13 protein-coding genes are annotated in these 15,496 nt (G+C 70.6%); 2 read left to right on the top strand and 11 right to left on the bottom strand.

The window, feature by feature from the left end:
• Positions 1-281 precede the first annotated feature (281 nt).
• Positions 282-1,691 carry a type I glutamate--ammonia ligase gene (glnA, locus tag J2Y70_RS15730; protein WP_263396279.1) on the bottom strand — a complete coding sequence of 470 codons (1,410 nt, stop codon included), beginning with the start codon at positions 1,689-1,691 and terminating at the stop codon, positions 282-284.
• 220 nt (positions 1,692-1,911) lie between these two features.
• On the opposite strand from glnA, the gene J2Y70_RS15735 reads away from it, so the two are divergent.
• Positions 1,912-2,703, top strand: a complete 792-nt coding sequence (locus J2Y70_RS15735) for an undecaprenyl-diphosphate phosphatase (RefSeq protein ID WP_263396280.1) — start codon at positions 1,912-1,914, stop codon at positions 2,701-2,703.
• A 438-nt stretch (positions 2,704-3,141) separates the two neighbouring features.
• Here J2Y70_RS15735 and J2Y70_RS15740 read toward each other — a convergent pair whose 3' ends face one another.
• The 9 genes from J2Y70_RS15740 to J2Y70_RS15780 all read right to left on the bottom strand — a co-directional run bounded on the left by J2Y70_RS15740 (position 3,142) and on the right by J2Y70_RS15780 (position 12,366).
• The gene (locus J2Y70_RS15740; RefSeq protein WP_309919473.1) at positions 3,142-3,750 is read right to left on the bottom strand and encodes a YbhB/YbcL family Raf kinase inhibitor-like protein; all 609 of its coding nucleotides are present in this window, start codon (positions 3,748-3,750) and stop codon (positions 3,142-3,144) included.
• A 21-nt stretch (positions 3,751-3,771) separates the two neighbouring features.
• Entirely contained in the window at positions 3,772-5,844 is a 2,073-nt protein-coding gene (locus tag J2Y70_RS15745) for a tetratricopeptide repeat protein (RefSeq protein ID WP_309919476.1), read from the bottom strand.
• A gap of 62 nt (positions 5,845-5,906) precedes the next feature.
• Positions 5,907-6,896, bottom strand: a complete 990-nt coding sequence (locus J2Y70_RS15750) for a YheT family hydrolase (RefSeq protein WP_263398562.1) — start codon at positions 6,894-6,896, stop codon at positions 5,907-5,909.
• A 71-nt stretch (positions 6,897-6,967) separates the two neighbouring features.
• Complete coding sequence (locus J2Y70_RS15755; RefSeq protein ID WP_309919479.1) at positions 6,968-7,762, bottom strand: lysophospholipid acyltransferase family protein; 795 nt, start codon at positions 7,760-7,762, stop codon at positions 6,968-6,970.
• A gap of 352 nt (positions 7,763-8,114) precedes the next feature.
• Positions 8,115-8,534: a hotdog fold thioesterase gene (locus J2Y70_RS15760; protein ID WP_309919482.1), complete on the bottom strand. Its 420-nt coding sequence runs from the start codon at positions 8,532-8,534 to the stop codon at positions 8,115-8,117.
• A gap of 114 nt (positions 8,535-8,648) precedes the next feature.
• Entirely contained in the window at positions 8,649-10,640 is a 1,992-nt protein-coding gene (locus J2Y70_RS15765; protein ID WP_309919485.1) for a phospholipase D family protein, read from the bottom strand.
• Positions 10,637-11,251, bottom strand: a complete 615-nt coding sequence (locus J2Y70_RS15770) for a YceI family protein (RefSeq protein ID WP_309919488.1) — start codon at positions 11,249-11,251, stop codon at positions 10,637-10,639. Before J2Y70_RS15770 ends, J2Y70_RS15765 begins: the two co-directional genes overlap by 4 nt.
• Positions 11,242-11,718 carry a histidine phosphatase family protein gene (locus J2Y70_RS15775; RefSeq protein WP_263398563.1) on the bottom strand — a complete coding sequence of 159 codons (477 nt, stop codon included), beginning with the start codon at positions 11,716-11,718 and terminating at the stop codon, positions 11,242-11,244. The genes J2Y70_RS15770 and J2Y70_RS15775 overlap by 10 nt, the downstream gene beginning before the upstream one ends.
• A 15-nt stretch (positions 11,719-11,733) precedes the next feature.
• The gene (locus J2Y70_RS15780; protein ID WP_309919490.1) at positions 11,734-12,366 is read right to left on the bottom strand and encodes a ParA family protein; all 633 of its coding nucleotides are present in this window, start codon (positions 12,364-12,366) and stop codon (positions 11,734-11,736) included.
• 123 nt (positions 12,367-12,489) lie between these two features.
• Here J2Y70_RS15780 and J2Y70_RS15785 point away from each other — a divergent pair, with 123 nt between their 5' ends.
• Positions 12,490-13,983, top strand: coding sequence for an AAA family ATPase (locus J2Y70_RS15785; RefSeq protein ID WP_309919493.1), 1,494 nt, complete (start codon positions 12,490-12,492; stop codon positions 13,981-13,983).
• A 132-nt stretch (positions 13,984-14,115) separates the two neighbouring features.
• Here J2Y70_RS15785 and J2Y70_RS15790 read toward each other — a convergent pair whose 3' ends face one another.
• Positions 14,116-15,030, bottom strand: coding sequence for an AEC family transporter (locus J2Y70_RS15790; RefSeq protein WP_309919517.1), 915 nt, complete (start codon positions 15,028-15,030; stop codon positions 14,116-14,118).
• Between the last annotated feature and the right edge of the window lie 466 nt (positions 15,031-15,496).

The raw sequence follows: 15,496 nt of genomic DNA on the forward strand, positions 1-15,496 counted from the left end.
GCGGTTTGCATGTCATCGGCGCCGCGAACGGCGCCGTCCTGCTGCGCGGTGCGTCCCGCGGATCACGCCGTGGCGCGGCGCACGAGAGTGCGACGGCAACGGCGACGTGGGAGGGAGCGTGGCCCACGGCACGCAAGCGCTGTCTTTCGTGGTGCATCCCCCGGAAAACCGGCTGTTGCGACTGCTTCTGGCGCGGACCACCGGCACGGCTCCCCAGCCGAGTAGGTGGCGGCGATGACGAAGGAGGGAGGGGTAACCTTCGCCATCGCCGCGCGTGGAACTCAGTTGGCGTAGTACAGCTGGTATTCCAGCGGGTGCGTTGCGGCGCGGAACTTGGTCACTTCCTGCATCTTCAGCGCGATGTAGCCGTCGATGAAGTCGTCGCTGAACACGCCGCCGGCCTTGAGGAACTCGCGGTCGGCGTCGAGCGCTTCCAGCGCCTGGTCGAGGCTGGAGCACACCTGCGGGATCTGCTTCTCTTCTTCCGGCGGCAGGTCGTACAGGTCCTTGTCGCTGGGCGCGCCCGGGTCGATCTGGTTCTTGATGCCGTCCAGGCCGGCCATCATCAGCGCGGCGAAGGTCAGGTAGCCGGACTGCAGCGGATCCGGGAAGCGGATCTCGATGCGGCGCGCCTTCGGGTTGGACACCCACGGAATGCGGCACGAGGCCGAGCGGTTGCGCGCCGAATAGGCCAGCATCACCGGCGCCTCGAAGCCCGGGACCAGGCGCTTGTAGCTGTTGGTGCCGGAGTTGGTGAAGGCGTTGATCGCCTTGGCGTGCTTGAAGATGCCGCCGATGTACCACAGCGCCATCTGCGACAGGCCGCCGTAGCCGTCGCCGGAGAACAGATTGGTGCCGCCCTTGGCCAGCGACTGGTGCACGTGCATGCCCGAGCCGTTGTCGCCGACGATCGGCTTGGGCATGAAGGTCGCGGTCTTGCCGTTGCGGTAGGCCACGTTCTTGATGATGTACTTCATCATCATCAGCTCGTCGGCCTTCTTCACCAACGAGTTGAACTTGGTGCCGATCTCGCACTGGCCGGCGGTGGCCACCTCGTGGTGGTGCACCTCGACCTCGATGCCGACCTGCTCCAGGGTCTTGCACATTTCCGCGCGCAGGTCCTGCAGCGAGTCGGTCGGCGGCACCGGGAAGTAGCCGCCCTTGACCGCCGGACGGTAGCCGCTGTTGCCGCCTTCGATCTTGCTGCCGCTGCTCCAGGCCGCTTCTTCCGAATCGATCTTGAAGAAGGTGTGGCCCATCTCGTTGCCGAAACGCACGCCGTCGAAGATGAAGAATTCCGGCTCCGGGCCGAAGAACGCCTGGTCGGCGATGCCGCTGGACTTCAGGTAGGCCTCGGCGCGCTTGGCCACGCCGCGCGGGTCGCGGTCGTAGCTCTGCATGGTGGCCGGGTCGAGGATGTCGCAGGTCAGGACCAGGGTCGGATCGGCCATGAACGGATCGATGAATGCGGTGTCGGCGTCGGGCAGCAGGACCATGTCCGACTCGTTGATGCCCTTCCAACCCGAGATCGAGCTGCCGTCGAACATCTTGCCTTCTTCGAACAGCGCCGGCTCGATGATGCTCACGGGGAAGGTCACGTGCTGCTGCACGCCGCGCATATCGACGAACCGCAGGTCGACGAACTCGACCTTGTTGTCCTTGACCAGCTTCTCAATATTTTCCGCAGACATCGATGAAACCTCGGGTTGGTGAATGACTTGGCCCAGTGACAGCAATCGCCGTGCCAACTGTGACGGATTCACAAGTCCTTGATTTTGGTGAAGGGCGCACGCCAACAGGGCGGTGATCGCGCACCAAATGTGTGCATTGACGGTTTGACGCACTTAAATGGTGCTTCGATCAATGCTCTATCCTTGCCCGGCTCCCCTCCCCCACGAGCCGAACTTCCCCATGAGCGACATGTTCTCCGCCCTGCTGCTGGGCATCATCGAAGGCCTGACCGAGTTCCTGCCGATCTCCAGCACCGGCCACCTGCTGATCGCCGAGCAATGGCTGGGCCGCCGTTCCGACTTCTTCAACATCGTGATCCAGGCCGGCGCGATCCTGGCCACGACCCTGGTGTTCCGGCAACGGCTGTGGACGCTGGCCACCGGGCTCGGCGACCGCGCCAACCGCGACTACGTGCTCAAGCTGGGCACCGCGTTCCTGGTCACCGCGGTGGTCGGCCTGGCGGTGCGCAAGGCCGGCTGGCAGTTGCCGGAAACCGTGCAGCCGGTGGCCTGGGCGCTGGTGATCGGCGGGGTGTGGATGCTGGTGGCCGAGCATTTCGCCGCACGCATGCCCGAGCGCGAACTGGTGACCTGGAAGGTGGCCATCGCGGTGGGCCTGGCGCAGGTGCTGGCCGGCGTGTTCCCTGGCACCTCGCGCTCGGCCGCGACGATCTTCCTGGCGATGCTGCTGGGCCTGAGCAAGCGCTCGGCCGCGGCCGACTTCGCGTTCCTGGTCGGCATCCCGACCATGTTCGCGGCCAGCGGCTATTCGTTCCTGGAGCTGTACAAGGACGGCGCGATCGGCAGCGAGGACTGGGGCGACGTGGCCATCGCCTTCGCCGCCGCGGTGGCGACCGGCTTCGTCGTGGTGAAGTGGCTGCTGGGCTACATCAAGTCGCACCGCTTCACCGCCTTCGCGGTATACCGCATCGTGCTGGGCGCGGCGCTGCTGCTGTGGTTGCCGGCGGCCTGAGGGCTGTCCCCTTCTCCCATCGGGAGAAGGTGGCGCGCAGGGCCGGATGAGGGTATGGGCGCAGCCTCGTGCACTCAAACTCCACGAGACGCTTCGCGCCGGACCCTCACCCCAACCCCTCTCCCGAGGGGGAGAGGGGCTAGGTAGCTCCTTCTCCCATCGGGAGAAGGTGGCGCGCAGCGCCGGATGAGGGTACGGGCGAAGCCTCGTGCACTCAAACTTCACGAGACGCTTCGCGCCGGACCCTCACCCCAACCCCTCTCCCGAGGGGAGAGGGGCCAGGCTGTTCCTTCTCCCATCGGGACCATGGCCCCCTTTTCGGGGGAAGGTGGCGCGTAGCGCCGGATGAGGGTACGGGCGAAGCCTCGTGCACTCAAACTTCACGAGACGCTTTCGCGCCGACCCTCACCCCAACCCCTCTCCCGAGGGGAGAGGGGCTTAAAGCTTGGGATTCAGGCTGTACGTGCCGTAGAGGCTGGCCTCGGCCAGCACATGGCCTTGCATCGCGCGCAGCGCGTCGCCGGCGGTGAAGCGCGGCGGCAGGTCCAGCGTGGCCACGTCCAGCGCGAACAGGCGGAAGAAGTAGCGGTGCACGCGCAGGTCGTTGGCCGGCGGGTACGGGCCGTCGTAGCCGTAGTAGTCCCCGCCCATCTCGGCATGGCCGGCGAACCAGTCGGTGTAGCTGTTCAGGCCCTGCCGCGCGCCGGGCAGGCCGGGCGGTTGCCGCTTGCCCTTGGCGACGACGCCGTCGCTGGCGCTGCCTTCGGCGATCTCGCGGACCTCGGCCGGAATCTCAACCGCAGCCCAATGCACGAAATTGGTGCGCGGCTGCTCGACCGGGATCTGCACGTCGTCGCGGCCGACCATCTCGGCCACGGTCGGCACGTCCGGATCGATGCACAGCAGCGCGAACGAGGCGGTGCCCGGCGGCACCTCGTCCCACGCCAGGTGCGGGTTGCGATTGGCGGCGAAGCCGTCGGCCTGGCCCATCGCGTAGGTCGCGGCGATCGGCTGGCCGGGCTGGATGCTGTCACTGCGAAGGCGCATGCGAAAAACTCCAGTGGGGAATCAGCTTTCAGCGTACCCAAGGCGCACCGCGACCGGGGTGAGCAGCGCGAACGCGGGCGCCAGCGGCGCGGCGTAGGCGCGCCAGTGGCCGGCCGGCAGGCGCGGCGGGCCAACCGTGGGCACGCTCGGGAACGGGATGCCGAAGGCCTGCTCCAGCGCCGCCGCCACCGCCGCCGGATCGGCCTCGATCCCGTCCAGGCGCAGCAGCCGGTGCGGATACAGGTCCTGCTCGTGCAGTTCGGCGACCTGGGTCAGCACCGCCGCCAGCCACTGCGCGCCGGTCTCCGGCGAGGCCAGCCCCAGCGGCGTCGGCGCGCCGTTGGCCAGCCAGTCCAGCAGCATGTCGCGCGGATCGCGCAGCGCGATCAGCAGTCGCCCTTCCGGCAGCTGCGGGCGCAGCGCGCGCAGCAGCGCGTTGTCCCACCACAGCAGCCAGTCGACGATGTTGCCGTCGTCGATGCCGCGCGCCGGCAGCTGCGCGCGCCACTCGGCGATCAGCGCCGCGCCGTCGAGTTCGCCGCTGTCGAGCTGCGGGATGGTGCGGTAGCGCTGGAAGCCATCGGTCGGCGGCTGCGCGCCGAAGCGGTCGCTGCGCAGCACTTGGCTGGCCGCGCCCATCACCGCGATCAGCCGCTCCACGCCGCTGCCCGGCGCGCCCCAGACGAACAGCGGGCGGGCGCGCAGCTGCGGATCGACCTCGGCCAGCGCCGGCCATTGCGCCGGGGCCTGACCCAGCGGCGGCAGCGGCAGCAGGTGCGGCAGTTGCACCTGCTGGAACGCCAGCCAGGTCGCCAGCGCTTCGGCCGGGCGCCCGGCGGCGTCCTGCACCGCCGCCAGCCACGGCTGGACCCGGCTCTGCTCGTTCTCGGGCAGGCGCAGCATCAGGCCGCGCACGTGGCCGATCGCCGCGTCGTGCTCGCCGCGCTCCAGCAGCGCCTCGACCAGGCGCTGCTCGCCGCTGATGCGGCCCGGTTCCATCGCCACGATGCGTTGCGCCACCGCTTCGGCCTGCTCGCTTTCGCCGGCCATGTCGTGCACCCGCAGTTGCGCTTCCAGGGCCGGCACATGGGTCGGCATCGCCGCCTGCCAGCGCGCGATCAGCGCGCGCGCCTCGGCGCCGCCGACCGGCTCCAGCGCCAGCCGCGCCAGCCACAGTTCGTGCGCGTCGGTGGTGGTGGCCAGCGCCGCCTCCAGGGTGGCGCGGGCGTCGTCGACCGCGCCCAGCCGCTGCCAGGCGATCAGCGCCGCGTGCAGGGTGCGGCGGTCGGCCGGCGCGGCGCCCAGCGCGCGCCGCAGGTGCTCCAGCGCGTCGGCCGGGCGCCCGGCCTGCAGCGCGTATTCGCCGGCCAGCCGGCGCATGCCGGCGGTGTCGCTGACCGGGTCGGCCAGCACCGCATCCAGCGCCGCGATGGCGTCGTCGAGACGGCCCTGGCGGTGCGCCAGCTGTGCGACCAGCGCCATCAGCGCACTGGTGCCGCTGGTCAGCGCGGCGACGCGGCGGAACGCGGTCTCGGCGAAGGCCAGGTGCTGCTTTTCCAGGTAGGCGAAGCCCAGCGCGTACAGCAGCCGCGGATCGTCGGGCAGCGCCTTGCTCGCGCGCGACAGCAGCGCCAGCGCGCGATCGGCGTCGCCGCGGCGCAGCGCCAGCATGCCGTCCAGGCCCAGCAACTGCGGATGCTCCGGGTCCAGCCGCGCGGCGGTGCGGCTGAGCCGCTCCACTTCGTCCAGGTCGCCGCGGCCCAGCGCCAGGTGGGCGCGCATCACGTAGGCCAGGAACTGGTTGGGATCCAGCGCGGCCGTGCGCGCCAGCGCGTCCTCGGCCTGGGCCAGGTCGTTGGCGCTGAGCAGCATGCCGGCGCGCAGCAGGTGCAGGCCGGCCTCTTCCGGCGCCAGCGCGATGGCCTGGTCGATGCTGGCCAGCGCGGCGGCGGTGTCGCCGTTCTGCTGCTGCGCCAGCGCCAGCCAGCGGTGCGCCTGCGCGTCGCTGGCGGCGTCGGCCACCCAGGCCTGGGCGATGCGCAACGCGTCGGCGTTGGCCTGGCGGCGCAGGGCGTCGAGAATTTGCTCTTGCATGAGGGTCCGGCTCGGGGCAAACCGGCATTGTAGCGGGACGACCCGGCCGGCCCGCGCCAGGATCAGGCGGGCAGGCCGTCGATCAGGCGCTCGGCCACCCAGCGTTCGGCGAACCCGTCGCCGCGCGCGTTCTCGATGAAGCCGCAATGCCCGCCCCAGCGCGCGATCTCCAGCCGCGCCGGCGGCGGCAGGCGCCAGCTGCGGAAATCGTCCAGCGGGATCACCGGGTCGTCCTCGGCCATCAGGATGTCGGCCGGCACGCGCAGGCCCTGCAGGCGTTCGCCGGCGATCGAATAGCTGTCGAAGTAGGCGTCGAGGCTGGCGAAGCCGGCGTGGCGCTGCGCCAACCAGCCCATCAGCTCGCGCATGTCCAGCGCCAGCGTGGCGTCGTCGTAGCCGTGCCGCTCGGGGAACAGTTCGCGCTTGCGCAGCAGCGATTCGCGCCACTTGCGGCGGAAGTACCAGTCGTAGAACTGCGGGCCGTTCTCGATCCGCTGCATGGTCTTGGCCGGATCCAGCAGCGGGCACACCGCCGCCACGCGCTGCAGCGGCAGGCCGGCGGCCGGCGCGCGCAGCGCCAGGCGCAGCGCGAAGTTGCCGCCCAGCGAATAGCCGGCGGCCAGCAGCGTCGGCGCCGGGAAGCGCCGCCACAGGTCGCCGGCGGCATTGACCACTTCGTCCAGGCGGTCGGAATGGAACAGGTCGACGTTGAGGTGGTGGGTGCCGCCGTGGTCGCGGAAGTTCAGCCGGAACACCTGGTAGCCACGCGCCAGCAATTGTGCGGCGGTCAGGCGCATGTAGCTGGAGTCGGCGCTGCCTTCCCAGCCATGCAGCAGCAGCACGGTGCCGCGCGGCTCCACGCCGGCCGGCACGCTCAGCCAGCCCTGCAGGCGTACGCCGTCGCCGCCATCGAGGATGTGCGAGGTGGTGGTCGCGCCGCTGGCGGCGAGCAACTGTTCGCCGCGGCGCACGCGCAACGCGCTGGAGCCCAGCACCGATTGCAGGTGCGGGTTGCGCAGCCAACGCGGGGGGAGGTAGTCGGCGGCATTCATCATCGGCAGCGAGCTTGCGCCGGGCGATTGGAGCAATCGGTCAAATCGCCCGAGCCGCAGTGTTCCATGATTCAGCGTTGCGCCATCGCGGCGATGATGCGCGCGCGCGAGATCTCGGCGATGCGCCGGCGCCCTTCCACGTCCTGCAGCCGGATCGGCTCCAGGAAATGCACCTCGGCCACGCGGCCCGGCTCGCCGAGCAGGCGCAGGAAATTGGCGAAGAAGTTCTCGTGCGGACCGAACGCGACGACCGTCTGCGCCGAGCCGCCGGCGCCGTAGCGCAGCGCCACCGGCTGCACCGCCACTTCCGCCTGCACCGCCGCCTGGAAGATCCGCGCATGGAACGGGCCGACCTCGTGGCCGCCGCGGGTGCGCCCTTCCGGGAACACCCCGACCGAGCGCCCGGTGCGCAGCCGCTCCACCATCACCTGCAGCACGCCGCCGAGCGACTCGGTGCTGCCGCGCTGGTGGAAGATGGTCTGCCCGCGCGCGGCCAGCCAGCCGACCAGCGGCCAGCCGGCGATCTCGCGCTTGGCGACGAACCCCATCATGCGCTGGCTGTGCAGCAGGGTGATGTCGATCCAGCTGACGTGGTTGGCCACGAACAGCACCGGGTTGGGCAGCGGCGTGCCGACGCGGCGCACGCGCAGGCCGAAGATGCGCACCAGCCAGGTCGACCACCAGCGCACCACGTGGTCGCCGAACGACTCGCCGCCGGCGCGGCTGGGCGACAGCGCCATGCACACCAGCAGGAACGGCAGCGACACGAACACATGCAGCGCCAGCAGCGGCACACGGTAGCCGTAACGGACCCAGCGCAGCGCCCCACCGTGTTGGCGCGTGGCGGGTGGGGAGAACTCGCTCATTCGGGAAAGGGTACCGGAAGCCGGGGAGGAAGCACCCTATTGTGTCAGCATGAAGACGGTTGCGGCTGAGGGCGGGTTAACGGGCCGTCCAGGGCGTGTGGTCGATAGGTCACGTCGCGCGGTCGCGCTGGGTCGAACCAGCCGCGAGCGGGGTTGCGAGGCGCAGCGCCGGCTGGCGTCGGCTCAAGCCGCGTGGCGCCGCCTGACTGCCCGCCAGGCCGACTCGCCGGCTGCGCTTGCGTGTTGCCCAAGGTCGCGTCATCGCCGGGCATGGACAGGCTCCACTTCCTCCCTCTCCTGCACCGTGCCTGCGCAACCTTGGCGCGGACCTGCTCGGGAGCGACCGCACGCCCTAGGCGCGGGCGATCACCGCCAGGGTCAGCCGCGACACGCACACCGGCTTGGCGGCCGCGTCCTCGATGCGGATCTCCCAGACCTGGGTGGCGCGGCCCACGTGCAGCGGCCGCGCGGTGCCGGTGACCGTGCCGGCACGCGCGGCGCGCAGGTGGTTGGCGTTGATCTCCAGGCCCACGCAGATCCGGTCCGGCGCCACGCACAGGTTGCCGGCGCTGCTGCCCAGGGTCTCGGCCAGCACCACCGAGGCGCCACCGTGCAGCAGCCCGTACGGCTGCAGCGTGCGCGCATCGACCGGCATGGTCGCGCGCAGCCAGTCCGGCCCAGCCTCGGTGAAGACGATCCCCAGGTGCGCGATCAGGGTGTCGTGGGCCGCAGCGTTGAGGGCATCGAGATCGACGGGTTCGTGGAAGGCCATTGGGTGTGAGTCCGGGATTGGGGATTCGGGATTGGAGATTCGCCAAGCGGCGCTCCTCGCGCCGACATTATCGCTTTTGCCAATCCCGAATCCCCCCATCCCCAATCCCGGCTCTCAAAGAATCGGCACCAACCCCGAACCGAACGCCGTCAGCATCCGCACCAACAGCCACTTCGGGCCGACGTTGACCTCGGGGAAGTCGCCGACCGCGCTGTAGCAGCGGTGGAAGCCGGGATCGCGCCGGGTCAGCGGCGCCGGGCAGTCCGGGCCGGGCTGGAATTCGTAGTTGGTGGCATAGCGCCATGGCCAGAAATCCAGCACCGGCAACGCCTCCGATGCCTTGCCGAGGCTGTAGTTCAGCCCCGACAGCACCGGCGGCTTGGCGCGCGACGCGACCGTCCACGAGTTCGACGGCTCGATGTCGCGCAGGATGCTGGCGGCCAGCGCCTGCGCGAAGGCCGGGTCGTCGATGATCACCGCGCCCTCGGTGTTGTAGTTCTCGCTGCGCGGGTCGAAGTTGTGGGTGCCGATCACCGCGATGTGCCGGTCCACCACCAGCGACTTGGCGTGCAGCCCCATGCGCGCGCCCTCGCGGGTCACCGGCAGCGGGCGGTTGGCCGCGCGGCGGCTGAGGAACGACGGGCGCGTCTCGGTGCGCAGCACGCGGCGGTCGACCTGGCTGCCGTCGGCGCGGCGTCCGCTGCCGCCCGGGCCACCGCTGCCGCTGCCGAGCGCGCTGGACCGGCCGGCCGCGCTGCCGCCGATCAGCGGATTGCGGCCACCGCCATCGGCCACGTCGGCATCGGGCAGCAACGGCGACGGCAGCAGGTTGGCGTAGTTCACCGGCGCGTCCAGCGGGAACGGCTTGTATTCGTAGATGTCGAAGCCGAGCTCGCGCAGGTTGCGGCGCTTGTACTTGTACGACAGCGCGTACACCACCGGGTTGTCGGTGGAGGCCAGGCTGTTGGTGGCGACGATGATCTTGGGCGGCGTGGGCCGCTTGCGCAGATTGCGGAAGATCTCCTGCGCCGGGTCGGACAGCACCAGGTAGGGTGTCTGCAGGATGATCTCGCGCTGCGCGCCGGTGATCAGGCTGACCCGTTTGGGCACGGCCACCGCCAGCGCCCGCTTGGATGCGGCATCGCGCCGGTGCTTCTGCGGCGGATCGGCGGCGTAGCTGACGTTGCTCACCGGCAGCGCCGGGCGCACGAAGGCCTCCTCGACGAACGCCGGGTCGGCGGCTTCGTCGCTGACCCGCTGCACCCGCTCCGGGCGCAGGAAGCGGGCCGGCGGCATCGCCGGCACGCCGTCGCGCAGCAGCAGCTTGCCGACGTCGTTGAGCCGCGCCACCGGCACGCTGCGCCGCGCCGCCCAGTACGCATCGAAGCTGGCCGCCATCTCGCGCGCCACCGGGCCGGCCACCAGCACGTCGCGGTCGCGGAAGTTGTACTCGGCGTCCCAGTCGTAATAGTCGTCCTGGTAGTTGCGCCCGCCGACCACGCCGACCGCGTCGTCCACCACCAGCATCTTGTTGTGCATGCGCTGGTTGAAGCGGCGGAAGCAGCACACCACGCTGGCGGCGTAATGGAAGTAATTGGGCTTGGCCAGGCCGAAGGTGGGGTTGTAGATGCGCAGCGAGAAGTTCTGGTGCGCGCCGGCCAGCGCGCCGAGGATCTGCAGGTCGGAGATCGCCGACAGCTGGTCGATCAGCACCCGTACCTGCACGCCGCGCCGCGCCGCGGCCAGCAGTTCGTCCATGACCAGCCGCGCGCTGTCGTCCTTGTCGAAGATGTAGGTCTGCAGGTCGATGCTGCGGCTGGCGCTGCGGATCAGGTTGACCCGCGCCACCAGCGCTTCCTCGCCATGGTCCAGGATCGTGGCGTAGTGCTGCGGGGTCTGCTCGCCGGAGGCGGCAAAGGCCTTGCCGGCCAACCCGCGCAGCGGCGAGGCCAGCGCGCAGTGGTCGGCCTCGGTGCAGTCGACGCGGCTGTCGCGCGCGGCCTCGGCGATCGCCACGGCACGGCCGTGCTGGGCCTGCGACAGGCTCGCGCAACCGCTGCCGAGCAGCATTGCCGCCAGCACCAGGACCCGCAGCAATGAGGTCACGGAGCGTCCGCCTCCGTCAACCGTGCGCGCAGCACAAAGGTGACCCGATCGCTCAAGGCCAGATCCCACTTATCCATTCCATAGCGTCCACGCAGAACCGTACCGCGGCTGATCACATCGCAATCATAGCCTGGGTGGGCGCAGCCGGTCGGCATCATGGTCAGCGTCTCGGTGTGGCTGATCCCGCGGATGCTCAGCGTGCCGACCAACGCGCCGCCGCTGGTCAGCAGCGTCGGGGAGAACGGTTGCGAGTCGAAGGACACGGTGGGGAAGCGTTCCGCGTCGAAGAAGTCCTCCCCGCGCATCCAGCCGGTGTAGCGCGGCTTGCCGGGGATCTGCACGTAACCGGTGAACAGGCGCAGGCGCACCTGGTGGCGGCCGTCGGGCAGCATCTCCACGGTGCCCTCGAAGCGCGGGAAGAAGCCCTCGATGCGCTGCCCGAAGCGGGTGCGGATCTCGAAGCCGAAGCGCGACTGCACCGGATCGAGCGCGTGCTCCCCCGGCGACAGCGGCGGCGCCTGCGCGCTGCCCCAGCCGGGCAGCAGGCAGGCCGACAGCAGCGCCATGCACAACGCCGGGCGCAGGCGCCGGCGCGGTGCGTTCAGGGCCACCAGAACGCGGTCAATCGGGCCACGCCCGGCTCGATCGCCGCCTCCTGCGGCACGGTCAGCACCACCACGCTGGCGGTGGGCATGCCGCGGTAGTCGCCGGACTGGCCGCTGTGCATCAGCGCCGCCAGCTGTTCCAGGCCCGGGTTGTGGCCGACCAGCAGCAGCCGCTCGACGTCGCGATGCTCGTCCAGCAGCGCGGCCAGGGTGCCGGAGGTGGCCTCGTAGGCCCGCGGCTCCAGGCGCTGCTCGACATAGCCGGTCAGCTCCAGCACCGCCTCCAGGGTCTCGCGCGCGCGCCGCGCCGGCGAGCACAGCACCCGGTCGGGCACCAGCCGCTGCTCCAGCAGCCAGCGCCCGGCGGCTTCGGCCTCGGCCAGGCCGTGCGGCGACAGCGGCCGGTCGACATCGGCCTGGCCGGTATCGGCCGGTTCGGCATGGGCATGGCGCAGCAGGATCACTTCACGCAGGACGATGGTCATCGGTCAGGCCTTCTTGAGCCACTTGAGCAAGGGTTCCCAGTCCTGCTGGTGATCGCGCACCTGGGCAGAACGGTAGTCGAACAGGCTGCGGCCGAGGCCGACCAGCACCACGTAGGCCTGGCTGTCGCGCAGCTGCGCCAGCACCGGGTACGGCCAGCCGCCGAGCATCTCCAGCGCCTGCTGCGCGGCGTGGGTCCACGGCTTGCTGCGGTTGATCACCAGCCCCACCGGCAATTTGCGCTGGTGCACCCGCGGCACCTTGGCCAGGGTGTTGAGGAAGCCGACGGTGGCCTCGATGTCCAGCGCCGAGGGCATCACCGGCACCACCACCGCGTCGGCCTCGTCCAGGAACTGGGCCAGATCCTCGGCCATGGCGCCGGCCGCGCCGTCGATGATCACCCGCTGCGCGTCGTCCGGCAGCGCCGCGCGCCAGTTGCGCTTGCGGCTGGCGTCGATCGGCAGCACCGCGCTGTCCAGGCCGGCGCGGCGCTCGGCCCAGCGGGTCGAGGAGCCCTGGGGATCGGCATCGGCGAGCACCGTGCGCTTGCCGGCCAGCGCGTAGTACGCGGCCAGGTGCGTGGCAATCGTGGTCTTGCCCACGCCGCCCTTGGAGCCGGCCACCAGGATCGTCTTCATGCGCGCCTCGCTTCCGGAAGAAGAGGCCGCAGCGTACACCGCCCCTCCGTTGGCCGGTAGTCAATGCGTGGCACCCGGGCCGGCGCGTTGCTATCGTGGCGGCCCCACGGCAACGGACCGGCCATGAACGAACTGCAGGACCTGACCGCGCTGATCCGCGCCAACACCCCCCTGATCGTCATCGAGACCCAGGAGGAGGCGCGCATCGTGGCGCTGTTCCGGCAGGCGCTGATGCAGGTCTGGCGCGCGCTGTTCCGCTGGTCGATCACCGAGGGCCTGCGCCGCATCGACCTGGACCGCGAGGACGAGCCGGTCGGCCCGCCCGACGCCAGCGCGGTGCTGCAGGCGATCAAGCAGGCCGACCAGCGCGGCATCTACCTGCTGCTGGACGTGGTGCCGTACCTGGGCTACGCCAGCCACCAGCGCCTGCTGCGCGACATCGTCGAGCGTCGCCACAGCCAGCCGCACGTACTGGTGCTGATCGGCGCCAAGATCGAGCTGCCGCCCGAACTGGAAGCGCTGGCCACCCGCTTCAACCCGCGCCTGCCCGACGCCAACGCGCTGCTGAAGATGGTGCAGGAAGAGGCCGCCGGCTATGCGCGCGAGTTCAGCGGGCGCCGGGTCGAGGTCGACGGCGAGGCGGTCAAGCAGATCCTGCGCAACCTGCAGGGGCTGAGCCTGATCGACGCGCGGCGCATCGCCCGCCAGCTGATCTACGCCGACGGCGCGCTCAGCGCCTCCGACCTGCCGCAGCTGGCCAAGCTCAAGTTCGAACTGCTCAACCGCAGCGGCCACCTGCACTACGAATACGACGCCACCCGCTTCGCCGACGTGGCCGGCGCGCGCCGGCTCAAGCGCTGGATCGAGCAGCGCCGCGCGGTGTTCGCCGGCAACGCCCCGCCCGGGCTGGACCCGCCCAAGGGCGTGCTGCTGCTCGGCGTGCAGGGCTGCGGCAAGTCGATGCTGGCCAAGGCCACCGCCGCCGGTTTCGGCGTGCCGCTGCTGCGCCTGGACTTCGGCTCGCTGTACGACAAGTACCACGGCGAGACCGAGAAGAACCTGCGCGGCGCGCTGGCTGCGGCCGAGCAGCTGGCGCCGTGCGTGCTGTGGATCGACGAGATCGAGAAGGGCCTGGCCAGCGGCGGCGAGGACGGCGGCGTGTCGCGACGCGTGCTCGGCTACCTGCTGACCTGGATGGCCGAGCGCGGCACCCAGGCCGGCACCGGCGGCGTGTTCATCGTCGCCACCGCCAACCAGGTGCACGAACTGCCGGCCGAACTGCTGCGCAAGGGCCGCTTCGACGAGATCTTCTTCGTCGACCTGCCCGACGCGGACACGCGGGTGGAGCTGCTGCGCCTGCACCTGGCGCGGCGCACGCTGCGCGAGGAGGACTTCGCCCTGCCCGCGCTGGCCGCCGCGGCGAACGGCTTTTCCGGCGCCGAGATCGAGCAGGCCATCGTCTCCGGCCTGTACGCCGCGCACGCCGAGAGCCGGCCGCTGGACACCGACCTGCTGATGCAGGAGATCCGCGGCACGCGGCCGCTGTCGGTGATGATGGCCGAGCAGGTGCAGGCGCTGCGCGAGTGGGCGCGCGAGCGCACGGTGCCGGCGGACTGAGCGGCCGAGCGGGTCCCCTCTCCCTGCGGAGAGGGTTTCAACCTTGACCGTGGCTTTGCCGTTGGGTCGAACTCTCTCCTAACGCCGCTTACGGCGCCCGGCGCGCGATCGTGCGCGCCGAGCCGCAAAGCCTCAGCCCAGCGCCCCTAACAGCCACGCCCACGCAGGCAGCGTGGCCAGCGACAGCAGGATGCCGTAGCCGACCAGCGCCGCCGCCAGCCGCGGCGCCAGCCGGTGCGAGATCGCCAGCGCCGCCGCGGTGATCATCGTCGGCATCGCCGATTCGAGCACGTTGGCCTGCAGCAGCTGCCCGCGCAGGCCCAGCGCCCACGACAGCGGCCAGGCCAGCGCCGGCAACAGCAGCAGCTTCAGCAGCAGCCCGGCGGCGAGCGGCTTCAACTCCTCGCGCGGCAGCCGCAGCTGGATCGAGAAGCCCACCGCCAGCATCACCAGCGGCAGCATCGCATCGGCCAGGTGCTGCAGGCCGGAGGCGATCCACGCCGGCGGCTGCGCCGGCATCAGGGTCAGCGCCAAGGCCAGCGCCCACAGCGGCGGGAACCGCGCCATGCGCAGCAAGGTCTGCCGCGGCGACAGCGGGGTTTCGCCGCTGTAGCGGGCCAGCACGTACAGGCCGAAGCTGGACAGCAGGACGAAGGTGCCGAACTGGTCGTAGACCACCGCATACGGCAGCGCCGCCTCGCCCAGCAGCGCGCGCACCATCGGATAGCCGATGAAGCTGGAATTGCCCAGCGCCACGCACAGCAGCAGCACCGCATGCTGGTCGCGGCGCAGGCGCAGCGGCCGGCGCAAGGCCAGCACCGCGAGCACCGTCGCGCCGGTCAGCAGCCACGGGGTCAGCATCACTCCGAGCAGGGCCAGATCCAGCTGCAGCCGCGGCACGTAGATCAGCACCGACGCCGGCAGGCACAGGTACAGCACCACGCTGTTGAGCACCTCGGTGGTGTTGACCGGCAGCGCGCGCAACCGCGCGAACAGCTTGCCGAGCGCCAGCATGGCCAGGATCAGGGCGAACGCATCGAAAGCCATCGGCACAACAGGGATCTGGCGGGTACGTGGGCATCATCGCATGCGATGTGCGAACAGGCGGTCGAGACCGATGCACCGCGCGGCGCACGCGGCGTAGCCGCGCTGGCGCATGCAGCGTTCCCGCGTCGGGGCTGAAGCCCCTCCCACTGTGAGCCCGGCACGCGCGTCGCAAGTCCTTGTGGGAGCGCCTTCAGTCGCGACGCGCGGAGCCGGGAGTCGGCCGGCTTCGGCAGTTGTCGGGGCTGAAGCCCCTCCTACAGCGCACCCAGCTGGCCGACCGCAAGTCTCTCTAGAGCAGGCTTCAATCGCGACGAGAACCCGGCGGCTTCGGCTGCCGCCTAAGTGCGGCCAGCTAGCTTGCTGCAAGCTCCTGTAGATACCGTCTTCCCGTCTAACAGGCAATGGCCTTTTGAGGATCGAAGGGCGTGTTTGATTTGAGGACGCCGTAGGCAAGATGCAGCAACTT

Source organism: Xanthomonas sp. 1678, from assembly GCF_031455575.1.
Taxonomy (GTDB): Bacteria; Pseudomonadota; Gammaproteobacteria; order Xanthomonadales; family Xanthomonadaceae; genus Xanthomonas_A.